The sequence below is a fragment of the Mesorhizobium sp. 131-3-5 genome (genome assembly GCF_016756575.1).
In the GTDB taxonomy this organism is placed as follows: Bacteria; Pseudomonadota; Alphaproteobacteria; order Rhizobiales; family Rhizobiaceae; genus Mesorhizobium; species Mesorhizobium jarvisii.
Genome location: NZ_AP023254.1, coordinates 3,047,288 through 3,070,210, shown reverse-complemented (window position 1 = coordinate 3,070,210; position 22,923 = coordinate 3,047,288). Strand labels below are relative to the sequence as shown.

The window sequence follows — 22,923 nt, the reverse complement described above, 5'->3', positions numbered from 1 at the left end:
ACGTCGCAAGGAAAGTGCCGTCATCGACACTGCCGATCTCCCCCTTGCGGGGGAGATGCCCGGCAGGGCAGAGGGGGGTGCTGTCCCGCCGGCCTCATCCAATCAGCCTACTTCGTCTCGCTCAACCTCTCGGCCTTGTCGAGATTGTCCTTGCCGATGACGATCGGCGTCAACAGCACCAGCTTCTCCTTCGGCTCGGTCTTGTTCTTGGCGTAGGCGACCGCGATCTGCACGGCGGTGCGCGATTGCTGGCCGGGGAACTGTTCGACCGTGCCGGCGAGCTTGCCGTCGCGCACGGCAACCAGCGCTTCCGGCAGCGCGTCGAAGCCGTAGATCTTGACGTCGGTGAAGTTGCGCGCCGCGCAAGCCTCGAGCGCGCCGAGCGCCATGTCGTCATTGGCGCAGATGATGGCGTCCGGCTTGCCATTGGCGGCGAGCCCGGCTTCCGTCACCGACAACGCCTCGGCGCGGGCGAAGTTTGCGGTCTGCTCGAAGATGATCTGGTACTTGTCCTTCAGGGGATCGAGCACATTGTGCACGCCCTTGTTGCGGTCGATCGCCGGACCAGCACCCGGCTGGCCCTGCAGATGGAATAGCTTGGCGCCGTTGGGGAACGCCGCCACCATGGCTTGCGCCTCCGCCTCGCCACCCTTGACATTGTCGGCGCCGACATGGGCGAGGATGCCCTGGACACCGTCGACGCGGCGGTCGATCGTCACCACGGGAACACCGGCCTTGACCGCTTCCTCGATCGCCGGCGCCAGCGCGTTGACGTCGAGCGGCGAAATCACGATGGCGTTGACCTTCTGCACCAGCGCCGCTTCGATGTCGGCGGTCTGCTTGGTGGCTGAATTCTGGCCGTCGCTTTCGGTCAGGTTAACGCCTTGCGCCTGCGCTTCGGCCTTGATCTCGTTGAGCATGTGCACGAAGAACGGAAAGCCGAGATTGGGCACCGAGCCCAGTATGGTCAGCTTGTCCTCGGCGAACGCCGAAGGTGCTGCAAGCATCATGGCGCCGGCGGCCACGGACGTCATCAGGAATTCACGTCTGTTCATGGTTGATCTCCTCCACAAGAACGCACGCCCCGGAAACCGGGACGGTTTCAGGAAGGATCATGCGTCGGTTCAAAGTGTTGGAGCATCCTCCTTGCGCAGGACAGCGCATGCCGCTCCAGCTGATCGCCGTTGCAAAAACTGCCTCCCATCGGCATCAGCAAGGGAATGCTAACCCAGGGTCAACCATTTGTGCAACATCGATATAACAGTGCTGGAGGCGAATTATCGGAATTGTCGGAATTTTGATCAAACCGACTTGCCTCGGCTTCCATTCCGGGGCTGCGGCCCTAGTTTGAACCCCCGAGTCCTTCTGAAGATCAGTCCGTCCCTGGAGAATTGCATGAAGCCGCATATCATCTGCCATATGCTCGCCTCGCTCGACGGCAGTCTTCATCCGAGCCGCTACACCGCCAGCCGGGACGGAACCCGGGCCGGGTGGTCAGGCCTCTATGAGCAGATCCACGGCGATCTCCAGGGCGACGCCTGGATCGTCGGGCGTATCACCATGGCCGAGATGAGCAAGGCCGGCGCGCACCCGCCGGCGCATGCCGGCAAGGTCGAGCGGCCGCATCATTTCGCGCAACGCGACGCGGGAACCTATGCCGTGGCGCTCGATACCTCCGGCAAGCTCCACTTCGCCAAGCCCGATGTCGGCGGCGACCATGTCGTGGTGCTGCTTGGGCGTGACGTCTCTGACAGCCATCTGGCCGAGCTCGCCGCCGACGGCGTGTCCTACATCGTGTCGGAGACGGCCGAGATCGATCTCGCCGCCATGCTCGACGTGCTCGGGCGTGAGCTCAGCATAAGGCGTCTGCTGCTCGAAGGCGGCGCCGGCATCAACGGTTCCTTCTTCGCGGCCGGGCTTGTCGATGAACTAAGCCTGCTCGTCGCGCCCGCGCTCGACGCGCGGGCGGGAAACCAGGGTTTTGTCGAGTTCGGCGAAAGCGGCCTCGCCGGCAAGATGCAGCTGTCGCTGACAAGCTGCGAAACGTTGGCGCATGGGCTGATCCACTTGCGCTACGCCGTCAGCCCTGGCTGAGGCCGCAGCGCCTCAATAGCGCATGGCGTCGAGATCAGCGATCAGCGTCGGGCCGGTCGGGTGCCAGCCGAGCCGTGCCTGGGTCAGCGCGCTGGACGCGGGCAGGTCCATGGGGGCGAACATTCCCATCCAGCCGAAATGCTCCGCAGCCTTTTCCGGCGCGATAGAGACGACGGGCAGGTTGAGGCCCCGGCCAAGCGCCTCGGCGATGGCGCGCACCTCGACGCCTTCCTCGCCGACCGCGTGATAGCGCGCGCCCGGCCGGCGCTTTTCGACAGCAAGCCGGTAGAGCCGCGCGGCGTCGGAGAGATGCCCCGCCGAATAGCGATTGCGGCCTTCGCCGACATAGGCCGAGACGCCTTTTTCGCGCGCGATCTCGATGAGCGGCGAGATCAGCCCCTGCTTGACCGGATTGTGCACCTGCGGCAGGCGAACGACCGACAAATTGATGCCGGCCTCCAGCAAGGCATTGCCGGCGAGTTCCGATGCGATGCGCGGATTGGGATGGCTGGCGTTGAAGACGTCCTCGACCGCCAGTTGGCCATGTCCGGGGCTGCCCATGCCGACGCCCGACGTGATGACCAGCGGCCGGTCGGATCCGGCCAATGCCTGGCCGAGTGCTGCGATCACACGGCTGTCCTTTTCGCAATTCTCGGCAAAGCGCGAGAAATCATGGTCGAAGGCGGTGTGGATCACGGCGTCCGCTTCGGCCGCGCCTCTGCGCAGGCTTGTCGGATCCTCGAGCGTTCCGCGATGCACTTCGGCGCCCGCGGCGGCCAGCGCCTCCGCGCCGGCATCGGAACGGGTGACGCCGATCACCTGATGGCCGGCCTGGATGAGTTCGGGAACGAGCGCCGAGCCGATGAAACCGGTGGCGCCGGTCAAAAAGATACGCATGCAAAATCTCCTGCACAGTTGCCCGCGCAGTATCCCCGGTCTATTATTCCATTAAAGTAGTGATCTTATCATGGTATAATGGCTAACAGGATGCCCACAAACTCAGCCGGCACGCTCGCAGCCTTCCTGAAAGACCGGCGCACCCGGCTCGATCCCGCCTCGTTCGGCTTCTCCGGGCGCCGGCGCACGCCGGGGCTGCGCCGCGAAGAAGTCGCCCAGCGCGCCAACATCAGCCCGACCTGGTACACATGGCTGGAACAGGGCCGTGGCGGCGCGCCTTCGGCCGATGTGCTGAACCGCATCGCCAAGGGGCTGCTGTTGACCGAGGCGGAGCGCGAACATCTCTTCATGCTGGGACTCGGCCGTCCGCCCGAGGTCCGCTACCGGGGCGACGAGGGCGTCAGCCCCCGGCTGCAGCGCCTCATCGACACGCTCGAGGCCAGCCCCGCTCTGGTCAAGACCGCCACCTGGGACGTCGTCGCCTGGAACCGAGCCGCCGAGATCGTGCTGACCGACTACGGCACCATCCCCGCCGGCCGGCGCAACATATTGCGCTTCATGTTCCTCACGCCCCACATCCGCGCCAAGCAGCATGATTGGGAAAACCTTGCCCGTTTCGTCGTCGGCGCTTTCCGGGCCGATGCGGCGCGTGCCGGCGCCGTCTCCGAGGTCACCCAGCTGGTGGACGAACTGTGCAGCGGCAGCGCCGAGTTCGCCGCGCTGTGGCAGGAGAATGACGTGCTCGCCCATGGCGACGGGACAAAGCGCCTAAAACACCCGGAACTGGGTGACATCGAGCTGGAATACTCGTCCTTCGCGGTCGACGGCCGGCCGGATTTGAACCTGACGGTCTACAACCCGATCGACAGCAAGGTCGCCGACCGCATCCGGGCTTTGGCGCGGCGTCCAAAGGGGTAAAGGCTGGGCTCATTGCGCGGCGTCTTCGTCAAGGACGCTCGCACACCGCCTTCAGGATCTGCAAGGTCGGCCCCCAGTAGAGATTGGCATGCGGGCGGATTGCCGGTTCGGCGAAATCGCTGAGCGTCAGCGTCAGCTGCGTTCCCTGATCCGCCGATGCCAGGGCGAAACGGACCAGCGTATGGTTTTCGGGCACGTCCGCTAGGCGCGAGGCCGACAGCGTGCTCCAGTAGCTGTAGGAGAACAGCCGCTCCGGCTCGAACGCCCGGACCGTGCCATAGTTCTCGAACCGCATGCCATGCAGCAGCCCGCGTATCACGATCGCGCCGCCGGCATGCCCTTCCAGCCTGCCGGTCAGTTCCTCGTCCGACATCCATTGCCGGATCATCGCGGGCGTCGTCAGCACCTGCCAGACCTCAGCCGGCGCTGCCTCGATAACGATGGTTTTGACGATCGGCGCGGAGGGATCGGTCGTCCCCGCATTTACCGCGACTGCCGGGGGAAAGCGTAACGCAATATCGGTTGGCACTTCCGCGCAATTTCAGCTGGCGGCAATTTGCGCCTTGGCGGGAACAGCCCTGCTGGATCAATCCTTGCCGGTCTGAATAATCGTGCCCACAATTTGATCACCGGCCGGCGACCGCGACTGATATGCTGAAGGGTGTCACCAAAAGTGAGGCCCGGCCCGATGGAGAAAGAGGCATCGCAGTTGCACTGGAACGCAACATATGAATCGAAACGCGAGGACGGCGTCAGTTGGTTCCAAGATAATCCCGAGCCCTCTCTTTCGTTGATAAAAGAGATTGCCGATCGCAGCTCTGCCATCATTGACGTAGGGGGCGGCGCCTCTCGATTGGTGGATAATCTTCAGGAACAACACTTTGAGGACGTCACTGTCCTGGATCTGTCTGCGGCGGCGATCGCGGCGGCTCGCGGTCGACTGGCCGGGACAGGCGGCCAAATCGATTGGATCGTGGCTGACATTCGCACCTGGTCGCCGAGGCGACTTTACGATGTCTGGCATGACAGGGCTGCCTTCCATTTCATGGTCGAAGAAGCGGATCGTGACGCTTACCTCTCAACACTCGGACGGGCACTCGCACCGAATGGCTACGCGATGATCGCGACTTTCGCGCTCGACGGGCCGGAGAAATGCAGCGGCCTGCCCGTTCAACGATACGATGCAAGCAAGCTCGCCCAAGTCCTTGGATCCGGCTTTGCACTGTTTCGCACACTCGACCATCTGCATCTGACGCCATGGGGCTCCTCTCAGTCCTTTCAGTTCAGCGTTTTCAGGCGAGCACCTGACACGTAACCTGGCGCTGCTGCAAAACTGTCCGCGCCCGGCGCCGTCGCATCGGCCGTGCCGCCCTTTTCACCCCTACGCGATTGCCGGCTGATCAGTGCGAAGGCGGCGATGCCGAACAGGCCGACCACGACGTTGAGCCACAAGGCCGGGAAGACGCCGAGGCCCGATATCATCAGGGTCAGGCCGAACGGAGCGAAGGCGGAGCTGAACTGGCGGGCCGCCGTGATCCAGCCGACATAGGAGCCGTAGCGCTCCTGGCCGAACAATTCGAGCGGCAGCGTGCCGCCGACAATGCTCATCAGGCCCGAGCCGAAGCCGAAAAGCACGGCAAACAGCATGGCGCCGGGAACGGAGGGCGCCACCATCAGCAGCACCGCAAGGCCGCCGGCCAGTCCGGCGGTCGCACCGAGCGCCAGCGATGTCTGCGACAGGCCGCGGCCGAACAGCATGTTCACCAGCCGGCTCGCCACTTGCGACGGGCCAAACAGGCTGGCGACCAGCACCGAGGCCCCGCCGAGACCGACCAGAGTGAGCAAGGGCACCATCTGCACGAGGATTGCCGAAAGCATGAAACCTTCTATGGCAAAGCCGGCCAGCACCAGGACGAACAGGAGCGACCATCGCCGGTCGGGCGCTGGCCCTGATAGGCCCGCCGTGACCGGGACGACCCGCTCCCTCGCCTTGCCGATGCGGGTGGAAAGCCGGGCCAGCCACCAATGGATCGGCAGGCAGACAAAGGCGTTGAGCGCGGCAAAGAGAGCGAGAACCTCGCGCCAGCCGAGATGCTGGTGCAGGAGCGTCGTCAGTGGCCAGAACAGGGTCGAGGCGAAGCCGGCGATCAAGGTGAGATGGGTGATGCCGCGCCGCGCACCGCCGAGCTGCACGATGGCGACGAAGGCCGTGCTGTAGAGCACGAAGCAGGAGGCGAGTTCCATGGCCAGCACGCCAAGCGCAAAGCCGGCGCGCCCCGGCGCCAGCGCGCACAACAGCAACGCACCCGCCGCCGCCAGCGATCCCGGCACCATCAGGCGCCCTGCCCCGACCCGGTCCGCCAGGCTGCCCGCGAACGGCGCCAGTATGGCGCTTGCCAGCAGCGACACCGACAGCACCGCGAACACCCATTGCTGCGACCAGGCGAGTTCCGCCGCCACCGCCGGCGCCAGGATGCTGTAGCTGTAGTAGAGCGTGCCGTAGCCGACGATCTGCGTGGTGCCCAGCGCCCAGATGGCGCAAGCGGGGATCTTGGCGTCGCTCACTCGGCGGCTTCCATCTTGCCCGCGCAGCCGCAACCGCTTTTGCCGGCGGCCTTGGCGTCGGCATCCGCCACGCAGCACGCATCGATCGCCGCCGGCGCCGGCCCGCCGCAGCAGCCCTGCGACGCACGGCCAGCCGGCACCGTGCAGACGCCGGTTTCGGGCAGCACCAATTGCACCGCGTCGGCCGCCGCCATGTCGCCGGCGAGCGCCGCCGCGACCGAGCGCACCTGCTCGTAGCCGGTGAGCAGCAGGAAGGTCGGCGCGCGGCCATAGCTCTTGATGCCGACCGTGTAGAAGCCTGGCTCCGGATGGCTGAGTTCGCGGTGGCCATGCGGCGGCACGTCGCCGCAGGAATGCTCGTTGGGATCGATGAGCGGACCGAGCGCCTTGACGCCTTCCAGCCACGGATCGAGATCGAGCCTGAGCTCCCGGGTCAGCGACAGGTCCGGGCGCTGCCCGGTCGCGGCAATGATGCGGTCGACGGGGCCGAGTTGCAGCAATCCGTCCTCGCTTTGCCCCTCGACGATCAGCCTTCCGTCACGCTCGCGGATCGCAAGCGTCGCAAAGCCCGTCACCAGCTGGACGCGGCCGCTTTCGGCGAGGTCGCGGATATCGGCGCCGAGTTCGCCGCGCGCCGGCAATTGGTCGGCGTCGCCGCCGCCATAGATGCGTACGAGGTCGGTTCCGCGCACCGCCCAGATGAAGGCGGTGCCGGGCGCGGCCTCCGCCAGCCTGGCAAGGTCGAGCAAGGCATTGGCCGCCGAGTGGCCGGAACCGGCGACCAGCGTCGTGCGGCCTGCATAGACCGCACGGTCGCGACCAAGGACATCGGGGATGCCGTAGGCGATGCGGTCGGCGAAGTTGGCCTCGCCCTCGGCGGCGATGCCGCCGGCGCCGAGCGGATTGGGCGTGCGCCATGTCCCCGAGGCATCGATGACCGCGCGGGCGCTGTCGCGCCTGGTGCCATTGGCGGTTTCGACCACGAGCATGAAGGGCCGCGTCCCACGCTCGCTGCCGCGCACCTTGTCGGCGCCCCAGCGCGATATGGCGACGACACGCGCCTTGGTTTCGATCGCTGGCGCCAGTTCCGGCAGGTTGGCGAGCGGCTCGAGATAGTGCGCGACGAGTTCATCGGCGGTGGGAAAGGCTTCCGCGTCCGGCATCCGCCAGCCATGGGCTTCGAGCAGCTTCCTGGCCGCCTCGTCGACGCAATAGCGCCAGGGCGTGAACACCCGCACATGGCCCCAATCCCGCAGATTTGCCGCGACACCGCTGCCGGCCTCATAGAGCTTCACCGGCAGGCCCCGGGCCATGAGATGAACAGCGGCGGCGAGACCAACCGGACCGGCGCCGATGACGGCGATGGGCAGATCGTTTTGCATCAGCTTCTATCCTTCCGGTACTATCGAAATAACAGGCAAAAAAATCAGGCGGCCGCGTCCCCCGCTGCCGGGCTGCAGGCGGCATCGGCGCAGCATTCGTCGGCCAGGAAACCGATGAGATCGTTCATCACGGGATAGTTGGCGCGGCAGATCAGCGTCGTCGCCTGCCGCTCCTGGCTGACCAGCCCGGTGAGGATCAGCCGGTGCAGATGGTGCGACAGCGTCGAGGCGGCGATGCCGAGGCTCTCCTGCAGGAAGCCGACCGGCCGGCCCGCTTCGCCGGCCCGCACCAGGATACGATAGAGGTTCAGCCGCGTCGGATTACCGAGCGCTTCCAGCTGCTTCGCTGCTTGTTCGAGTTTCATGGAAATAGCATATGGCCGGCGACGGAAACCGTCAAGTCCTATTTCGAAGAATATCGAAATAGGCTTCAGACGACCCGCTTGCCGCTCGCGTCGATGACGACCTCGCCGTCCTCCTTGGTGAACGCGCCGATCTCCGGATTTGGCAGGATGTCGAGGACCTTTTCGGACGGCCGGGCCAGCACGACGCCCAGCGGGCTCACCACGATCGGCCGGTTGATCAGGATCGGATGCGCCAGCATGAAATCGAGGATCTCGTCGTCGCTCCATTTGGGGTCGCCTAGGCCGAGTTCCGCATAGGGCGTGCCCTTCTCGCGCAGCAATTGGCGCGGTGTCATCGCCATCGCCTCGAGCAATTCGACGAGCCTGTCACGCGACGGCGGCGACTTCAGATATTCGATCACCTGCGGCTCCTCGCCGGACTGGCGGATGATCGCCAGCGTGTTGCGTGACGTGCCGCAGTCCGGGTTGTGATAGATGGTGATGGTCATTGCGGGCCTTTCATCTCAGTAACGGTCTAGTCAGTGAAGGTCTTGGGTTCAGCCAGCAGCCAGCCGGCCAGCGCCAGCGCCAGCAACGCACCCGCCAGTTCCGCGGCTATGAAGGCCGGCACATCGGAGGGCCGGATGCCGGCAAACGTGTTGGAGAAGGCACGCGCTATGGCCACCGCCGGATTGGCGAAGGAGGTCGAGGCCGTGAACCAATAGGCTGCGGTGATGTAGAGCCCGACCAGCCAGGGGATGGCGTCGCTGCGGAAGCGCAAGCCGGCAAGGATGGTGAAGACCAGACCGAAACTCGCGACCAGTTCGGCCAGCCACTGCCCCTGCCCGCTGCGCACCGTCGCCGACACCTGCAGCAGCGGCAGCTCGAACATGGCATGCGCGACCAGCGTGCCGGCGAGGCCGCCGAGAATCTGGACAGTGATATAGCCCAGCGCGGCCAGCCAGCCAATGTCGCGCCGCAGGCCGAAAACCAGGGTAACAGCCGGGTTGAAATGCGCGCCGGAGATTGGCCCCAGCGTGGTGATCAGCACCACCAGAATGGCGCCGGTGGGAAGGGTGTTGCCGAGCAGCGAAAGTGCGACATCGCCGGTCAGCCGTCTGGCCATGATCCCCGAACCGACCACCGTGGCGACGAGCATGGCGGTGCCCAAGGCTTCGGCTGCGAGGCGGCGACGAAGATCGGTCATGTCAAGCTCAGCATTTGCAGGTCACCGCCTGGAGGATCGGCTGGCAAAGCTCCGGCGCGCCATTGCAGCAATCCTCCATCAGATAGGCCAGCAGATCGCGAAACCCGGTCATGTCGGCCGTATAGCGGATGCTGCGGCCTTCGCGCTCGGCATGGACCAGCCCGGCCTGGCCGAGGATCTTCAGATGCGCCGACATGGTGTTCTGCACCGTGCCGAGCCGCGTCGCGATCTCGCCTGCCGGCACGCCCTCGTCCCCGGCCCGCACCAGCAGCCGGAACACCTCCAGCCTGGTTTCCTGGCCGAGTGCTGCGAGCGCCAGCAATGCTGTTGTCTTGTCCATCAATCCATCTATCCAGATGTATGGATTAGTGGCAGCGGACCATGACAGTGGTGTGACGACCAGGGCTCACGCCTTGTGCCGGGAACCCGTCGTGCGTGGTTCGCTCAGATGCGGGCGCCAGCCATGCACGCGGTCACGCCCGGCGGCCTTGGCGCCATAGAGGGCCTCGTCGGCGCGCCGCAGCAGATCGGCAATCTCGATGTCGGCACTCCCGTCGAAAGTGCCTACCCCGATGCTGACGGTGACGATGCCCTTTTCGCTGCCGGCATGCGCAAGCCGGAGGTCGCGCACCTTGCCTCTAAGGGTCTCGGCGATGACGAAGGCGCCTCTGGCGTCGGTCTCGGGCAGGACGATCGCGAACTCCTCGCCGCCATAGCGGGCCGCCGCGTCGGCCGGCCGCCGCGCCGTCGCCTCGATGCAGCCGCTGACGGCGCGCAGGCATTCGTCGCCGGCCGGATGGCCATAATGGTCGTTGAACCGCTTGAACCAGTCGACGTCTATGATAAGCAGGCTGAGCGGTGTGGCGTTGCGCCGGCCGCGGGCGAATTCGCGCGCCAGCGCCTCGTCGAAGGCCCGCCGGGTCAACAGTTCGGTCAGCCCGTCGCGATGCGCGAGGAGGTTCAGCTTCTCGTTGGCGGCCAGCAATTCCGCCTCGACCTGCTTGGCCTCGGTGATGTCGGAAAACACGCTCAGGCTGCCGCCATTGCCGGTCGGCCGGGTCCGCACGTCGAGCCAGCGCCCGTCGGCGAGCCGGATCTGGCGGTGGCTGGCATGCGTTTGCGTGACCATGATCTCGGCAATCCAGCCCTCGACGGCGTCGGGCGGCGTGATGCTTTCGCCGCGTGCGACCGAGGCACGCAATATGTCGCGATAGTCGGTGCCGGGCACCCTGATGTCGGCCGTCTTCGGAAACAGGGCCCGATACTGGGCGTTGCACAGAATGAGCTTTCCGGCGGGATCGAACATCACCAGCCCGTCGGCCATGTGCGTGAGCGCGTCTCCCAGCCTTGCCTGGCTTTCCGCCAGCTCGGTCTCCAGCCGCTTGCGCTCGGTGATGTCGCGATTGTGCGTGATCAGGCCGATGACGGCCCCGGTCCTATCGCGAAACGGCGCCTTCAGTGTCGCCAGCCAGCCATCGGTGCCGTCCTCGTGGTGAAGATGCTGCTCGATGGTGGAGGCGGTGCCGGATGCCAGGACGGCGAGCTCGTCCTCGCGGAATGCCCGCGCCGTTTCGCTGGGGTAGAAATCGAAGTCCGTCTTGCCGATCAGCGCCTTCGCGTTGGCTGCGTGCATCAACTCGGCGGTTGCCGGATTGGCGGCGATGAAGCGTCCGTCGAGATCCTTGACGTTTAGGCAGTCGGGCAATGTCTCGACCACCGCCTTGAAGATGCGCCTCGATTGCAGCGCCTCCAAGCGACGCCGCTCCTGGTAGAGCGCCAGCCCCGACATTGCCACGGAGACAAAGATGAGCAGGCTGGAGGGAAACACCACCTGCGGCAGAACCGTCTGTACGACCGAGCGCGGCAGGACGCTGAGGCCGAGCAGCGAGCCACACGCGGCTGCGGCACCCAGGATCATGATGTCGGCCATGCTGGGCCGGCGGCCCCTGAGTGCAAGATTGCCGGCAACGCCCACCAGCATGGTGGCCGCGATCCCGACCGCTCCAGCGAAGGCGCCGATGCCACCCTCGAAAGTCCGGAAAGCACCGGCCATGACCCCGGCGACAATGCCGGCGACGGGACCGCCGAAGAAGCCGGCAATGGCGATCATCGTCGCCCTGAGATCGACCAGCACGCCCGGCTGCAACTGCATGGGAGTCAGCATCACGACGATGGCGCCGGCGCCCATAAGCAAGCCGAAGGCCGCGGCTTTTACCGGGGCCGGCCTGCGATCCAGCCACACATGCGTGTGGATCCAGACCGAAACGAACATCGCAACGACCGCGAGATTGGCCAGCAATTCGGACCAGGGCGAACCCATTGCGCGCCTTTCCTGTCACCGGGCTTTCGCCGTATCGCCCCCTCGATAGTCCCTCAATGACAACAAAGTGTTACGTCAGGCTTTTGACTCTTTGTCGAAGGAACCAGACAAGCAGGGCCAACGGGCATGGCCATCCGGCGGCGCGATATCGGCTCGAAATCAGCCCCAGCGCATCGTGCCGACGAAATCGATGAACGCCCTGAGCGGCGCCGGTGTGAGGCGGCGGCCGGGATAGTAGAGGAACGGGCCTGAGAATTCCTGCCACCAGGGTTCCAGCACCGGCTCCAGCCGGCCATCGTCGAAATAGGGGCGCAGCCAGTCCTCGAACAGCGAGACGATGCCGCCGCCGGCGACCGCCACTTCGAGCGCAAGCGCCATCGCCGTGCCGGTGCTGACCAGAAGCGGGCCGGTCGGTTCGACGCTCACCACCTCGCCGTCGCGTTCGAATTCCCAGGGCGGCGTCAGGCCGCTGGCGAAGCGGCCGCGCAGGCAGGCGTGATGCAACAGGTCGCGCGGGTGCTCGGGGCGGCCGTGCCGGTCGAGATAGGAAGGTGCGGCGGCGGTGGCGTAGTGCTGCCGGCGCGGGCCGATCGGCACGGCGATCATGTCCTGCTCCAGCCGCTCTTCATAGCGGATGCCGGCGTCGCAGCCGCTCGCCAATATGTCGACGAAACTGTCCTCGGCGGTGACTTCCACGCGAATGTCGGGATAGGCGGCGAGGAAGGGCGGCAACAGGCGCGGCAGCACCAGTTTCGCCGCGACGACCGGCACGTTGAGCCGCAGCGTGCCGGCCGGGCGGCCGCGAAAGCCGTTGACCACGTCGAGCGCCGCCTCGACTTCGCCGAGCGCCGGGCCGAGCCGCTCGAGCAGGCGCGCGCCGGCCTCGGTGGGGGCGACGCTGCGCGTCGTGCGGTTGAGCAGCCGTACGCCAAGCCCGGTCTCCAGCCGCCGCACCGTCTCCGAGAGGCTCGAGGCGCTGACATTGCCCACCCGGGCCGCTTCGCGAAAGCCGCCGGCGCGCGCCACCGCGATGAACGCCTGTAGGTCGCCAAGATCCGCTGCCATTGTTCGCCTTTCCGCACAGGCTGTGCCGATTGCGCCATATTATCGCGCAGGCGCGCTTTGTCTACATTGGGCCGATCCAAAGGAGATGAGACCATGACCGACATCAGCAAGGCCGGAACCTACAAACTCGGCGACCGCACCGTGAAGCGCCTCGGCTACGGCGCCATGCAACTGGCGGGACCGGGCGTCTTCGGCCCGCCGAAGGATCGTGACGCAGCCCTCGCCGTGCTGCGCGAGGCGATCGCCAGCGGCGTCGACCACATCGACACATCGGATTTCTATGGCCCGCACGTCACCAACCAGATCATCCGCGAGGCCCTGCACCCCTACCCCGCCAACCTCACCATCGTCACCAAGGTCAGCGCCCGGCGCGGCGCCGATGCATCCTGGCTTCCAGCAATGTCGCCCAAGGAACTGACCGAGGCCGTGCACGATAATCTGGGCAATCTCGGGCTTGATGTGATCGAGGTCGTCAACCTGCGCTCCATGCATGGCATCCACGGCCCCGCCGAAGGATCCCTCGAGCCGCAGTTGAACACGCTCGCCGAATTGCAGCGCCAGGGCCTCATCCGCCATATCGGCATGAGCAACGTCACATCGACCCAGATCGCCCAGGGACGCAGCATCACCGAGATCGTCTGCGTGCAGAACCAGTACAATATCGCGCACCGCGACGACGATGCGCTGATCGACGCGCTTGCCGCCGACGGCATCGCCTATGTGCCGTTCTTCCCGCTTGGCGGCTTCACGCCGCTGCAGTCGGACACGCTGGCCAATGTCGCCCGGAAACTCGGCGCGACGCCGATGCAGGTGGCGCTCGCCTGGCTGCTGCGCCGCGCGCCCAACATCCTGCTCATCCCCGGCACCTCCTCGCTCAGTCATCTCCGCGAGAACCTGGCGGCGGCCGAGCTCGACCTGCCGGCCGATGCGCTCAAAGTGCTGAACGGCATCGGCAGTGAAGCCGAGCAAGCGGCATAAGGCATTGCTGCCGTCGGTCGGCAGCTACCGGCTGCCGACCCTGGCGATCCGTGTCTGCGGTTCGCAATAGATGCCGTAGAGCGTCTGCAGGATTCGCTCGACCTCCACCGAAGCCAACCGATAGTAGACCTGCTGGGCGTCGCGCCTCGTGTCCACGAGCTTGAGCGCGCGCAACTTTGAAAGCTGCTGCGACAGCGCCGACTGGTTCATCCCAACCAGTTCGGCCAGTTCGTTCACGCTCGTCTCGCCGTCCAGCAGATGGCACAGGATCATCAGCCGTTTTTCATTTGCCATCGCGGCGAGCAGTTCGGACGCTTCGCGCGCCTGCTTGTCCAGTTCGGCTATTTTTATGTTGCGCATATGAACACATTATCATATTAAGATTTACAAATAATATTAGCCTGGCACGGCTGCCTGTCAAGTCGATGGATCGATGCCGATGCTTCGCTCCGTCAACGTCGCTTGATCAGCGTCAAGTCGCAGCCCGCCACAATGGCGCAAGATCAACCAATCCCGCAAGGGATCGGCAGTGTCGGCGTTGCGCCAAAGCGACGCCGCAACGGAGGAAGAACATGGCGCATATAGTCGTCCTGGGTGCCGGGCTAGGAGGCACCATCATGGCCTACGAGCTTCGCGACGGACTGGCCGGGGAACACCAGGTCTCCGTCGTCAACAATGGCAGCCACTATTCATTCGTGCCGTCCAACCCCTGGGTCGCCGTCGGCTGGCGCGACAGGCAAGCGGTCGAAATAGACCTTGCTCCGGTGCTGGCACGGCGCAAGATCGGTTTTCATCCGCAGGGAGCTAGGCGCGTCCATCCCGTCGAGCGCACGGTGGAACTCAACGACGGCTCATCCGTCTCCTACGACTATCTGGTCATCGCCACCGGCCCCGAACTCGCTTTCGACGAGATTGAGGGTCTCGGGCCGGAGCACAACACCCAGTCCGTTTGCCACATCGATCACGCGCTCAAGGCCAGGACGGCCTTCGACGCGCTCGTCGCCAAGCCGGGTCCGGTCGTCATCGGCGCTGTCCAGGGCGCGTCCTGCTTCGGGCCGGCTTACGAATTCACCTTCATCCTCGACAAGGCCTTGCGCGACGCCAGGGTGCGCGACCGCGTGCCCATGACCTTCGTCACCTCCGAACCCTATATCGGCCATCTCGGCCTCGACGGCGTCGGCGACACCAAGGGCCTGCTCGAGAGCGAGATGCGCCAGCATCACTTCAAGTGGATCTGCAACGCCAAGGTCGACAAGGTCGAGCCCGGCAAGATGTTCGTCCAGGAACTCGCCGACGACGGGTCGGTCAGGCAGGCGCATGAATTGCCGCACGCCTATGCCATGATGCTGCCGGCCTTTCGCGGCGTGGCGGCGGTGCGCGGCATCGAGGGCCTGACCAATCCGCGCGGCTTCATCCTTGTCGACAAGCACCAGCGCAACCCGGCGTTCCCCGAAATATTCGCGGTCGGCGTCTGCGTCGCCATCCCGCCGATCGGCAAGACGCCGGTCCCCGTTGGCGTGCCCAAGACCGGCTTCATGATCGAATCCATGGTCACGGCGACGGCGCGAAACATCGGCCGGCTGGTGGAGGGCAAGCAGCCTGACGCCCAGGGCACATGGAATGCGGTCTGCCTCGCCGATTTCGGCGATTCCGGCGTCGCCTTCGTGGCGCAGCCGCAGATCCCGCCGCGCAATGTCAACTGGTCGTCCTCCGGCAAATGGGTGCACACCGCTAAGGTCGGTTTCGAGAAGTATTTCCTGCACAAGATAAGGGCCGGCAAGTCCGAACCCTTCTATGAGCGCCTCGCACTGCAGGCGCTTGGGATCGATAAGCTCAAGCAGATCAAGGTCGAGGCATCAACCGACGTCCCGGGAGCCTGACCCGCGCTAGCCTTTGCGGACGGTGGTTGGCGGGCGCGGTGCACCGCCAGCGACAAATCTGGCATCGCCTCTTGCGGTCAGTGGTAATATTCATATATTTAGATATCATCATATACAAATGGAGATGACAATGTCCCTCGACCGTTCCGTTCTCGCCTTCGCCGGCGTCATGGTGCTGCTGTCCGTCGTGCTCACCGCCTTTGTCTCGCCGCTGTTCGTATGGCTGACGGTCTTCGTCGGCTTGAACATGCTGCAGTCGGCGTTCACCGGCTTCTGCCCCGCGGCGATGGTCTTCCGCAAGCTCGGCATCAAGCCGGGATGCGCGTTCTGAGGAAAATCCGCATGCGCATGCCCCTTTTGTTCGCCGCGTTGCTGGCGGCCTCTCCGGCGTTTGCCGGCACGCTGACACTGGCGCCGACGACGGTGACCGAATGGAAGGCGGTCTATGGCCGTGTCGAGGCACGCGACACCGTTCCTGCGCGCGCCCGTATCGGCGGCCTTGTCGTCGATCTGGCCGTCACGGAGGGCGAACTGGTCAAGGCGGGGCAGAAGATCGCGACCGTCCAGGACGACAAGATCGCGTTTCAGGTCGCCGCTCTGGACGCCCAGCTTCGTGCCTTGCAGGCGCAGCTTGAGACGGCGCAGTCCGAACTTACCCGTGGCCAGACGCTGGTCGACAAGGGCGTGATGACCGCGCAGCGTCTCGATCAGCTGCGCACCGAAGTCGACGTCGCGCGCAACCAGCTTGCCGCGACCGAGGCGCAGCGTTCGGTGATCGTGCAGCAGGGCGCCGAGGGCGATGTCTTTGCGCCCGGCGACGGCCGCGTGCTGACCGTGCCGGTGACGCGTGGCGCGGTCATCATGGCCGGTGAGGTTGTGGCCACCATTGGCGGCGGCGGGGTGTTCCTGCGGCTTGCCGTTCCGGAGCGTTACGCGGCGTCGCTGAGAGCGGGCGCCGCCATCCGCATCAATACCGGCGGCAAGGAGGCCCCCGGCCGCCTCGCAAAGATCTATCCGCAGATCGACAATGGCCGCGTCATCGCCGACGTCGAGGTCGATGATCTCGATACCAATTTCATCGATGCCCGTGTCCTGGTCGAGCTGCCGGTCGCCGAGCGCTCCGCGCTGCTGGTGCCGGCTTCGGCAATCCAGACCCGTTCGGGGATCGACTTCGTGCGCGTCGCCGCAGGCGGCGGCAGTGTCGAGCGCGCGGTGGTCGCGGGCGAGCGGACCAAACGCGCCGACGGCGACTATGTCGAGATCCTGACCGGTCTTGCGGCTGGCGACGTCGTGGTCACGCCATGAAAGGTCCCGCCTCGTTCGGCATTGCCGGCGCGCTGACGCGGGCCTTCATCGCGTCGCCCCTGACGCCGCTGTTCCTGGTCGCCGCCTTCGCCTTCGGGCTGGTGGCGCTGCTCACGCTGCCGCGCGAGGAGGAACCGCAGATCTCGGTGCCGATGGTCGACATCTTCGTGCGCGCCGACGGACTGAAGGCCGACGACGCCGTCAAGCTGATCACCGAGCCGCTGGAGACGATCGTCAAGGGCATCGACGGCGTCGAGCACGTCTATTCGCAGACGCGGGACGACCAGGTGATGGTCACCGCCCGCTTCATCGTCGGCACCTCGTCGGACGCTGCCGTGCTGCGCGTCCACGACAAGGTGCGCGCCAACATGGACCGCATTCCCGTCGGCGTGCCCGAGCCGCTGATCGTCGGCCGCGGCATCGACGACGTCGCCATCGTCACGCTGACGCTGTCGCCGAAGCCGCAGGCAGCCGCGCGCATGACGGCCAACGACCTCACCCGCGTCGCGCGCGAACTCCGCACCGAGATCGCCAAGATCGACAATGTCGGCCTGACCTACCTGGTCGGCGACACCGGTGAGATCATCCGCGTCAATCCGAACCCCGAAAAGCTCGCCCTCTACGGCGTCACCCTGCAGCAGCTCGCCGCCAAGGTGTCGGGCGCCAACAAGGCCTTTCCCGCCGGACGTGTTCGCGACAAGGGCGAGCAGATCGACATCGTCGCCGGCGAGACATTGGCCTCGCCAGACCAGATCGGCAACCTGCTTCTGACCTCGCGTGACAACCGCCCTGTCTATGTCCGCGACGTGGCCGACGTCGCCTTCGCCACCGACGCCGGCGATACGCTGGTGTCGACGGTCACCAGGGCCGGCGTTGGTGTCGAGCGCGTGCCGTCGGTCACGCTCGCCATCGCCAAGCGCGCGGGATCGAACGCGGTCGCCGTCGCCGACGCCATTCTGCACCGGGTCGCATTGCTCCAGGGCGGGCTGATATCAGGCGATATCTCGATCGACGTGACGCGCAATTACGGCGAGACCGCCAACGACAAGGCCAATGAGCTCCTCTACCATCTCGGCCTGGCGACGATCTCGATCATCGTACTGGTCTGGGTCGCCATCGGCCGCCGCGAAGCGATGGTCGTGGCCGTCGTCATTCCGGTGACCATCCTGCTCACGCTGTTTGCCTCGCGCGTCATGGGCTACACGCTGAACCGCGTCTCGCTGTTCGCGCTGATCTTTTCGATAGGCATTCTCGTCGACGATGCCATCGTGGTGATCGAGAACATCTCGCGCCACTGGGCCATGGGCGGCGGCCGCGATCGCCGGCAGGCGGCAATCGAGGCGGTGGCGGAGGTCGGCAACCCGACCATCGTCGCCACCTTGACCGTGGTCGCCGCACTGCTGCCGATGCTGTTCGTCTCGGGAATGATGGGCCCCTATATGAGCCCGATTCCGGCCAATGCCTCGGCGGCGATGATCTTCTCCTTCTTCGTTGCGGTGATGGTGACGCCGTGGTTGATGCTTAAACTTGCCGGGCGGGCGCCGGTGCATGCCCATCAGGATCATGGCAATGGCGGCCCGCTCGGCCGCGCCTACACCGCCGTCGCGCGGCCGATCCTGGCCTCGAAGAAGGCGAGTTGGGCCTTCCTGCTCGTCGTCGGCGTGCTGACCCTGGGCTCGCTCGCGCTGTTCTACACCGAGCATGTCACGGTCAAGCTCCTGCCCTTCGACAACAAGTCCGAACTGTCGGTGACCATCGACCTGCCGGAAGGGTCTTCCGTCGAGGCCACCGATGCGGTGGCGCAGGCCGTCGCCGCCAGGGTTCTCGAATTGAAGGAGGTCCGATCGGTCCAGACACATGCCGCGACGGCGGCACCTTTCAACTTCAACGGCCTCGTCCGCCATGCCGTCCTGCGCACCGAGCCGCAGCAGGGCGACGTGGCGCTCAACCTGCTGCCGAAGGCGAACCGTACCCGCTCCAGCCATGAGATCGCGCTCGACGTCCGCCAGCGCATCGCCACGATCCCCGTACCGCAAGGCACCAGCCTGAAGGTGGTCGAGCCGCCGCCCGGCCCGCCGGTGATGGCAACGCTGCTGGCCGAGATCTACGGACCCGACGGCGAGACCCGCCGCAAGGTCGCCGCCAGGATCGAAACGGCGTTCCGCTCCGTGCCCTTCATCGTCGACGTCGACAATTCCTGGGGACAGCCGGCACGCCGGCTTCGCGCCACGATTTCCACCGACGATGCGGAGTTCTTTCATGTCGAGGAAAGCGACGTCTTCGACACGCTTGCCATCCTCAATGGGGGCAAGACCGTCGGCTATTCGCATCGCGGCGGTGGCCGCCAGCCGATCCCGATCCGCATCGAGCGGCCGAAGGGCGAAAGGACGCTCGACGAGCGCTTCCTGACCACCCCCATTCCGGCCAATGTGCTGCCTGGCGACCGCGGCGTCGTCGAACTCGGCGATGTCGTGCGGGTGACGCCGGAGCGCGCTTCGTTCCCGGTGTTTAGGCACAATGGCCGCGCTGCCGAAATGGTGACGGCCGAGCTTGCCGGCAGCTTCGAGGCGCCGCTATACGGCATGCTCGCCGTCAGCAAGGCCATCGACGTGCAGGACTGGACCGGACTGCCGAAGCCCGCGATCTCGCTGCACGGCCAGCCGGAGGATGAAAGCCGGCCGACGCTTTTGTGGGACGGCGAATGGGAAGTCACCTGGGCGACCTTCCGCGATATGGGGGCGGCCTTCGGCGTCGCGCTGCTCGGCATCTACATCCTCGTCGTCGCCCAGTTCGGCTCGTTCAAGGTTCCGCTGGTGATCCTGACGCCGATCCCGCTGACCTTCATCGGCATCCTCGGTGGGCACTGGCTGTTCGGGGCGCCGTTCACGGCCACATCGATGATCGGCTTCATCGCGCTGGCCGGCATCATCGTGCGCAATTCGATCCTGCTGGTCGACTTCATCCGCCATGCGGCGTCGCCCGACAGGCCGTTGAGCGAGGTGCTGATCGAGGCCGGCGCGATCAGGTTCAAGCCGATCCTGCTCACCGCGCTTGCCGCCATGATCGGCGCGGCGGTGATCCTGACCGACCCCATCTTCCAGGGGCTGGCGATCTCGCTGCTGTTCGGCCTGGCCTCCTCGACGCTGCTGACGGTGCTGGTCATCCCCGCGATCTACCGGGTGCTGCGCACGTGAAGGTGACGGCGGGCCGGATTATCACATGGATCACGCGAAATCTCTCCACGCCAAACAGGCGGTCCAGCCAAACCAGGATCAGCACAGCGCCACCGCCAATCGTCACTGACTTCAGAGTGCGTCTCGCAGCCGTTCAAACAGGCGGCGAGGACCTGACAACAGATTTTTGAGCCCAGGATGCACCTGGGCATCCGGAGTGGCTTCCGGCAGCGGTGCGCCGGGGCATCCCTCCTGCACCTTGGTCCAAGACGGAGCATTGAGCACGGTGTCGCAGCGCGCCAGGTGCGTGCTGCCGGCCACGACGAGACAAGCAAACCCGCCGCCCGGGATGAACTTGCCGTTGGCCCGGCAAACAGACGTAGCCGCCGCGGGTTTCGGCGCGGTGCCGCCCGGGCAATGGTCAAGCACCTCGTTCCAGGACAAGATATCGAGGTTGACCTCGCAGCGAGCCAGGTGGCTCGTCTCGCCGACCCTCAGGCAGGCATATTGCCCGAGCTCAAACCGTCCCATATTGGCCATGCATGCCTCATCTGCCCGCGCCGGCAACGCCGTACCGAGGAGCGCCACGAGGGCACGAAATACAGTGCTCTTCAACGTGTTGGACCCATTGCTGATGCCTGTTCCATCGCATTTCCCGATTGTGGCAACATGAGGTCCAGACAGCGCTTGGCCATCGGAGACGAAACGAGGCACCCCATGCTACCAGCGCGCCGCTGATCGAAGCCGGCGCGATCAGGTTCAAGCCGATCCTGCTGACCGCGCTTGCCGCCATGATCGGCGCGGCGGTGATCCTGACCGATCCGATCTTCCAGGAGCTGGCGATCTCGCTGCTGTTCGGCCTGGCCTCTCCTCGACGCCGCTGACGGTGCTGGCATCCCCGCGATCTACCGGGTGCTGCGCACGTAAAAGGGCCGCCTCAGGGAAAATCTGGCGGCGGCCGAACTGGAGTTGCCGGCCGACGCGCTCGAAGTGCTGAACGGCATCGCGGACAAAAAGACGGGAGCCTGGGGCTTCACGCCGTATTTCCCCGAGCTCTCCCAGTCCCGTAAAGCGCGTTGACGGCTCAGCTAAAACCATTTATTAGAACCAACTAGTTCCAGAACTGATTGGTTCCGCAATGGCTCATCAAACCTCCCTCGACGACACATTCGCCGCCCTCGCCGATCCCACGCGCCGGGCGATACTGGCCCGGCTGCTCGACGGCGAAGCGTCGGTTGCCGAACTGGCGCAGCCCTTCGCGCTCACCGTGCGCGCGGTCTCCAAACATGTCGGCGTGCTGGAGCAGGCCGGCCTCGTCACCCGCAGCCGGGCGGCGCAAAAACATCTCAGCCGCATCGAGCTCAAGCCGCTGCGCGACATCGACCGCTGGCTCGACGACTACCGCAAGCTGTGGGAAGGCCGCTTCGACCGCATGGAAGACCTGCTGCGGCGCGGCGCGGACAGGCCGGAATGACCGCGCCCGCAACCACCGACCGCAGCTTTGCCATCGAGCGCATTTTCAACGCGCCGGTCGAACGCGTCTTCCGGCTGTGGACCGATCCGCTCCTGGTGGCGCAATGGTGGGGCATCAGGGACTGCACCATTCCCCTTTGCGTGCTCGACGTGCGCGTCGGCGGCTGCTGGCGCATCGACATGCTGACCGCCAGTGGCGCGCTCTACCGCAACCAGGGCAGCTATCTCGAAGTCGTCGAGAACGCCAGGCTGAGCTACCACGACGAACCGGATCCTGAAATCCGCGAATGGGCCGGCAAGCCGCCGGGCCGGAGCCGCCACACGGTGAGCTTCACGCCCGACGGCGCGCGCACCCATGTCCATTTCGAGGTGACGCTGGCGACTGCCGCCGACCGCGAACGCCTGCTGGCGCTCGGCATGCGCGGCGGCTGGATGCAGAGCTTCGACCGGCTGGAACTGCTGATAGGCAAGGGAGCCGACGATGCTGGCTGAGAACGCCAAACCGACCACGCAAGCCGTGCTGTCGCGGGATGGAACGCCGATCGCCTGCGAGCGGCGCGGCCAGGGCCATCCGCTCATCCTCGTCGACGGCGCGCTCTGCTCGCGCACCATGGGTCCAAGCGGCCCGCTGGCCAAGGCGCTGGAAGGCGGTTTCACCGTGTTTCGCTACGACCGCCGTGGCCGTGGCGACAGCGGCGACACCACGCCTTACACGGTCGAGCGCGAGATCGATGACATCGAGGCCGTGCTGCGGGCGGCCGGCGGCGAAGCCTATGTCTGGGGCATGTCTTCCGGCGCCATGCTGGCGCTGATGGCGGCAGCCCGCCTGCCCGGCATCAGGCGGCTTGCGCTCTACGAAGCGCCGCTGATCGTCGACGACAGCCGCACGACCACGCAAGGCGACTGGGCAACGATCCGCCAAGCCATCGCGGACGACAGGCGCGGCGACGCCGTGAGGGCCTTCCTCAAATCGGTCGGCATGCCCGGCCTGCTGATCGCCGTCATGAAGCTGACGCCGATCTGGCGCAAGCTCAAGGCAGTGGCGCATACGCTGCCTTATGACGGCGCCATCGTCGCCGGCGACCAGCTCGGCAAGCCGCTGGATCCCGCACGCTGGACCACGCTCGGCGTGCCGACATTGGTGACCGATGGCGGAAAAAGCCCGTCGTGGATGCGCCATGGCAACAAGGCGTTGGCACAGGCCCTGCCCAATGCGCGCTACCAGACGCTGGCCGGCCAGAACCACATGCTGAAACCCGCCGCGCATGCGCCGGTGCTGACGGCGTTCTTCAACGGGCGAGATTGAGCGCGGACGCTGACCC

24 protein-coding genes and 1 pseudogene are annotated in these 22,923 nt (G+C 65.7%); 12 read left to right on the top strand and 13 right to left on the bottom strand.

Annotated elements, in window-relative coordinates; all coding sequences use genetic code 11:
- Window positions 1–107 precede the first annotated feature (107 nt).
- Complete coding sequence (locus JG747_RS15020; RefSeq protein WP_027047106.1) at window positions 108–1,055, bottom strand: substrate-binding domain-containing protein; 948 nt, start codon at window positions 1,053–1,055, stop codon at window positions 108–110.
- 340 nt (window positions 1,056–1,395) lie between these two features.
- On the opposite strand from JG747_RS15020, the gene JG747_RS15015 reads away from it, so the two are divergent.
- The gene (locus JG747_RS15015) at window positions 1,396–2,094 is read left to right on the top strand and encodes a RibD family protein (RefSeq protein ID WP_202362097.1); all 699 of its coding nucleotides are present in this window, start codon (window positions 1,396–1,398) and stop codon (window positions 2,092–2,094) included.
- Window positions 2,095–2,106: 12 nt separating this feature from the next.
- On the opposite strand, the gene JG747_RS15010 is transcribed toward JG747_RS15015, so the two are convergent.
- The gene (locus tag JG747_RS15010) at window positions 2,107–2,991 is read right to left on the bottom strand and encodes an SDR family oxidoreductase (RefSeq protein ID WP_202362096.1); all 885 of its coding nucleotides are present in this window, start codon (window positions 2,989–2,991) and stop codon (window positions 2,107–2,109) included.
- Between the two features lie 90 nt (window positions 2,992–3,081).
- Here JG747_RS15010 and JG747_RS15005 point away from each other — a divergent pair, with 90 nt between their 5' ends.
- Complete coding sequence (locus tag JG747_RS15005) at window positions 3,082–3,909, top strand: helix-turn-helix transcriptional regulator (protein WP_032920671.1); 828 nt, start codon at window positions 3,082–3,084, stop codon at window positions 3,907–3,909.
- Between the two features lie 28 nt (window positions 3,910–3,937).
- Here the strand turns inward: JG747_RS15005 and JG747_RS15000 are convergent, their stop codons facing one another.
- On the bottom strand, window positions 3,938–4,438 hold the full coding sequence (locus JG747_RS15000) for an SRPBCC family protein (RefSeq protein WP_244748400.1): 501 nt from the start codon (window positions 4,436–4,438) through the stop codon (window positions 3,938–3,940).
- Window positions 4,439–4,597: 159 nt separating this feature from the next.
- Between JG747_RS15000 and JG747_RS14995 the strand changes: the two genes are divergently transcribed.
- Window positions 4,598–5,224, top strand: a complete 627-nt coding sequence (locus JG747_RS14995; protein ID WP_202362094.1) for a class I SAM-dependent methyltransferase — start codon at window positions 4,598–4,600, stop codon at window positions 5,222–5,224.
- Here the strand turns inward: JG747_RS14995 and arsK are convergent.
- The 8 genes from arsK to JG747_RS14955 all read right to left on the bottom strand — a co-directional run bounded on the left by arsK (window position 5,188) and on the right by JG747_RS14955 (window position 12,792).
- On the bottom strand, window positions 5,188–6,474 hold the full coding sequence (arsK, locus tag JG747_RS14990) for an arsenite efflux MFS transporter ArsK (RefSeq protein WP_202362093.1): 1,287 nt from the start codon (window positions 6,472–6,474) through the stop codon (window positions 5,188–5,190). The two genes, JG747_RS14995 and arsK, sit on opposite strands and share 37 nt — an antisense overlap.
- Window positions 6,471–7,856, bottom strand: coding sequence for an NAD(P)/FAD-dependent oxidoreductase (locus JG747_RS14985; RefSeq protein ID WP_202362092.1), 1,386 nt, complete (start codon window positions 7,854–7,856; stop codon window positions 6,471–6,473). Before JG747_RS14985 ends, arsK begins: the two co-directional genes overlap by 4 nt.
- Window positions 7,857–7,900: 44 nt before the next feature.
- Window positions 7,901–8,221: an ArsR/SmtB family transcription factor gene (locus tag JG747_RS14980; protein WP_019859585.1), complete on the bottom strand. Its 321-nt coding sequence runs from the start codon at window positions 8,219–8,221 to the stop codon at window positions 7,901–7,903.
- A 65-nt stretch (window positions 8,222–8,286) separates the two neighbouring features.
- Complete coding sequence (gene arsC, locus JG747_RS14975; protein WP_202362091.1) at window positions 8,287–8,709, bottom strand: arsenate reductase (glutaredoxin); 423 nt, start codon at window positions 8,707–8,709, stop codon at window positions 8,287–8,289.
- Window positions 8,710–8,735: 26 nt separating this feature from the next.
- Window positions 8,736–9,407, bottom strand: coding sequence for an aquaporin (locus JG747_RS14970; RefSeq protein WP_202362090.1), 672 nt, complete (start codon window positions 9,405–9,407; stop codon window positions 8,736–8,738).
- Between the two features lie 7 nt (window positions 9,408–9,414).
- Window positions 9,415–9,747 carry an ArsR/SmtB family transcription factor gene (locus JG747_RS14965; protein WP_019859588.1) on the bottom strand — a complete coding sequence of 111 codons (333 nt, stop codon included), beginning with the start codon at window positions 9,745–9,747 and terminating at the stop codon, window positions 9,415–9,417.
- A 66-nt stretch (window positions 9,748–9,813) separates the two neighbouring features.
- Window positions 9,814–11,727 (bottom strand): diguanylate cyclase, encoded by a 1,914-nt coding sequence (locus JG747_RS14960; RefSeq protein WP_019859590.1) that lies wholly within the window; start codon window positions 11,725–11,727, stop codon window positions 9,814–9,816.
- A gap of 159 nt (window positions 11,728–11,886) precedes the next feature.
- On the bottom strand, window positions 11,887–12,792 hold the full coding sequence (locus JG747_RS14955; protein WP_019859592.1) for a LysR family transcriptional regulator: 906 nt from the start codon (window positions 12,790–12,792) through the stop codon (window positions 11,887–11,889).
- Window positions 12,793–12,885: 93 nt separating this feature from the next.
- Between JG747_RS14955 and JG747_RS14950 the strand changes: the two genes are divergently transcribed.
- Window positions 12,886–13,770: an aldo/keto reductase family oxidoreductase gene (locus tag JG747_RS14950; RefSeq protein ID WP_202362089.1), complete on the top strand. Its 885-nt coding sequence runs from the start codon at window positions 12,886–12,888 to the stop codon at window positions 13,768–13,770.
- Window positions 13,771–13,794: 24 nt separating this feature from the next.
- On the opposite strand, the gene JG747_RS14945 is transcribed toward JG747_RS14950, so the two are convergent.
- Window positions 13,795–14,130 (bottom strand): ArsR/SmtB family transcription factor, encoded by a 336-nt coding sequence (locus JG747_RS14945; RefSeq protein WP_202362088.1) that lies wholly within the window; start codon window positions 14,128–14,130, stop codon window positions 13,795–13,797.
- 212 nt (window positions 14,131–14,342) lie between these two features.
- Between JG747_RS14945 and JG747_RS14940 the strand changes: the two genes are divergently transcribed.
- The 4 genes from JG747_RS14940 (at window position 14,343) to JG747_RS14925 (ending at window position 20,149) form a co-directional block, all read left to right on the top strand.
- Window positions 14,343–15,650 (top strand): NAD(P)/FAD-dependent oxidoreductase, encoded by a 1,308-nt coding sequence (locus JG747_RS14940; protein ID WP_202362087.1) that lies wholly within the window; start codon window positions 14,343–14,345, stop codon window positions 15,648–15,650.
- A 130-nt stretch (window positions 15,651–15,780) separates the two neighbouring features.
- Entirely contained in the window at window positions 15,781–15,981 is a 201-nt protein-coding gene (locus JG747_RS14935; RefSeq protein WP_027047108.1) for a YgaP family membrane protein, read from the top strand.
- 11 nt (window positions 15,982–15,992) lie between these two features.
- Window positions 15,993–16,955, top strand: coding sequence for an efflux RND transporter periplasmic adaptor subunit (locus tag JG747_RS14930; protein WP_038648350.1), 963 nt, complete (start codon window positions 15,993–15,995; stop codon window positions 16,953–16,955).
- Complete coding sequence (locus tag JG747_RS14925; RefSeq protein ID WP_202362086.1) at window positions 16,952–20,149, top strand: efflux RND transporter permease subunit; 3,198 nt, start codon at window positions 16,952–16,954, stop codon at window positions 20,147–20,149. The genes JG747_RS14930 and JG747_RS14925 overlap by 4 nt, the downstream gene beginning before the upstream one ends.
- Window positions 20,150–20,260: 111 nt before the next feature.
- Here JG747_RS14925 and JG747_RS14920 read toward each other — a convergent pair whose 3' ends face one another.
- Entirely contained in the window at window positions 20,261–20,668 is a 408-nt protein-coding gene (locus tag JG747_RS14920; RefSeq protein WP_155249216.1) for a hypothetical protein, read from the bottom strand.
- Between the two features lie 194 nt (window positions 20,669–20,862).
- On the opposite strand from JG747_RS14920, the pseudogene JG747_RS14915 reads away from it, so the two are divergent.
- The 4 genes and pseudogenes from JG747_RS14915 to JG747_RS14900 form a co-directional block, all read left to right on the top strand.
- A pseudogene (locus JG747_RS14915) lies at window positions 20,863–21,055 on the top strand (hypothetical protein); the annotation flags it as partial.
- A gap of 211 nt (window positions 21,056–21,266) precedes the next feature.
- Window positions 21,267–21,602 (top strand): ArsR/SmtB family transcription factor, encoded by a 336-nt coding sequence (locus JG747_RS14910; protein ID WP_019859602.1) that lies wholly within the window; start codon window positions 21,267–21,269, stop codon window positions 21,600–21,602.
- Window positions 21,599–22,093, top strand: a complete 495-nt coding sequence (locus JG747_RS14905; RefSeq protein ID WP_202362085.1) for an SRPBCC family protein — start codon at window positions 21,599–21,601, stop codon at window positions 22,091–22,093. The genes JG747_RS14910 and JG747_RS14905 overlap by 4 nt, the downstream gene beginning before the upstream one ends.
- Window positions 22,083–22,907 carry an alpha/beta fold hydrolase gene (locus tag JG747_RS14900; protein ID WP_202362084.1) on the top strand — a complete coding sequence of 275 codons (825 nt, stop codon included), beginning with the start codon at window positions 22,083–22,085 and terminating at the stop codon, window positions 22,905–22,907. Before JG747_RS14905 ends, JG747_RS14900 begins: the two co-directional genes overlap by 11 nt.
- Window positions 22,908–22,923 lie beyond the last annotated feature (16 nt).

Bases quoted from the DNA above. Each gene is read 5' to 3' on its own strand.
- JG747_RS14945 (WP_202362088.1), bottom strand. From the start codon at position 14,130: ATGCGCAACATAAAAATAGCCGAACTGGACAAGCAGGCGCGCGAAGCG.
- JG747_RS14925 (WP_202362086.1), top strand. From the start codon at position 16,952: ATGAAAGGTCCCGCCTCGTTCGGCATTGCCGGCGCGCTGACGCGGGCC.
- JG747_RS14955 (WP_019859592.1), bottom strand. From the start codon at position 12,792: ATGGCAGCGGATCTTGGCGACCTACAGGCGTTCATCGCGGTGGCGCGC.
- JG747_RS14980 (WP_019859585.1), bottom strand. From the start codon at position 8,221: ATGAAACTCGAACAAGCAGCGAAGCAGCTGGAAGCGCTCGGTAATCCG.
- JG747_RS14960 (WP_019859590.1), bottom strand. From the start codon at position 11,727: ATGGGTTCGCCCTGGTCCGAATTGCTGGCCAATCTCGCGGTCGTTGCG.
- JG747_RS14965 (WP_019859588.1), bottom strand. From the start codon at position 9,747: ATGGACAAGACAACAGCATTGCTGGCGCTCGCAGCACTCGGCCAGGAA.
- JG747_RS14930 (WP_038648350.1), top strand. From the start codon at position 15,993: ATGCGCATGCCCCTTTTGTTCGCCGCGTTGCTGGCGGCCTCTCCGGCG.
- JG747_RS14935 (WP_027047108.1), top strand. From the start codon at position 15,781: ATGTCCCTCGACCGTTCCGTTCTCGCCTTCGCCGGCGTCATGGTGCTG.
- JG747_RS14995 (WP_202362094.1), top strand. From the start codon at position 4,598: ATGGAGAAAGAGGCATCGCAGTTGCACTGGAACGCAACATATGAATCG.
- JG747_RS14910 (WP_019859602.1), top strand. From the start codon at position 21,267: ATGGCTCATCAAACCTCCCTCGACGACACATTCGCCGCCCTCGCCGAT.
- JG747_RS14940 (WP_202362087.1), top strand. From the start codon at position 14,343: ATGGCGCATATAGTCGTCCTGGGTGCCGGGCTAGGAGGCACCATCATG.
- JG747_RS14900 (WP_202362084.1), top strand. From the start codon at position 22,083: ATGCTGGCTGAGAACGCCAAACCGACCACGCAAGCCGTGCTGTCGCGG.
- JG747_RS14920 (WP_155249216.1), bottom strand. From the start codon at position 20,668: ATGGCCAATATGGGACGGTTTGAGCTCGGGCAATATGCCTGCCTGAGG.
- JG747_RS15005 (WP_032920671.1), top strand. From the start codon at position 3,082: ATGCCCACAAACTCAGCCGGCACGCTCGCAGCCTTCCTGAAAGACCGG.
- JG747_RS15015 (WP_202362097.1), top strand. From the start codon at position 1,396: ATGAAGCCGCATATCATCTGCCATATGCTCGCCTCGCTCGACGGCAGT.
- JG747_RS15010 (WP_202362096.1), bottom strand. From the start codon at position 2,991: ATGCGTATCTTTTTGACCGGCGCCACCGGTTTCATCGGCTCGGCGCTC.
- JG747_RS14985 (WP_202362092.1), bottom strand. From the start codon at position 7,856: ATGCAAAACGATCTGCCCATCGCCGTCATCGGCGCCGGTCCGGTTGGT.
- JG747_RS14950 (WP_202362089.1), top strand. From the start codon at position 12,886: ATGACCGACATCAGCAAGGCCGGAACCTACAAACTCGGCGACCGCACC.
- JG747_RS14970 (WP_202362090.1), bottom strand. From the start codon at position 9,407: ATGACCGATCTTCGTCGCCGCCTCGCAGCCGAAGCCTTGGGCACCGCC.
- JG747_RS14905 (WP_202362085.1), top strand. From the start codon at position 21,599: ATGACCGCGCCCGCAACCACCGACCGCAGCTTTGCCATCGAGCGCATT.
- arsC (WP_202362091.1), bottom strand. From the start codon at position 8,709: ATGACCATCACCATCTATCACAACCCGGACTGCGGCACGTCACGCAAC.
- JG747_RS15020 (WP_027047106.1), bottom strand. From the start codon at position 1,055: ATGAACAGACGTGAATTCCTGATGACGTCCGTGGCCGCCGGCGCCATG.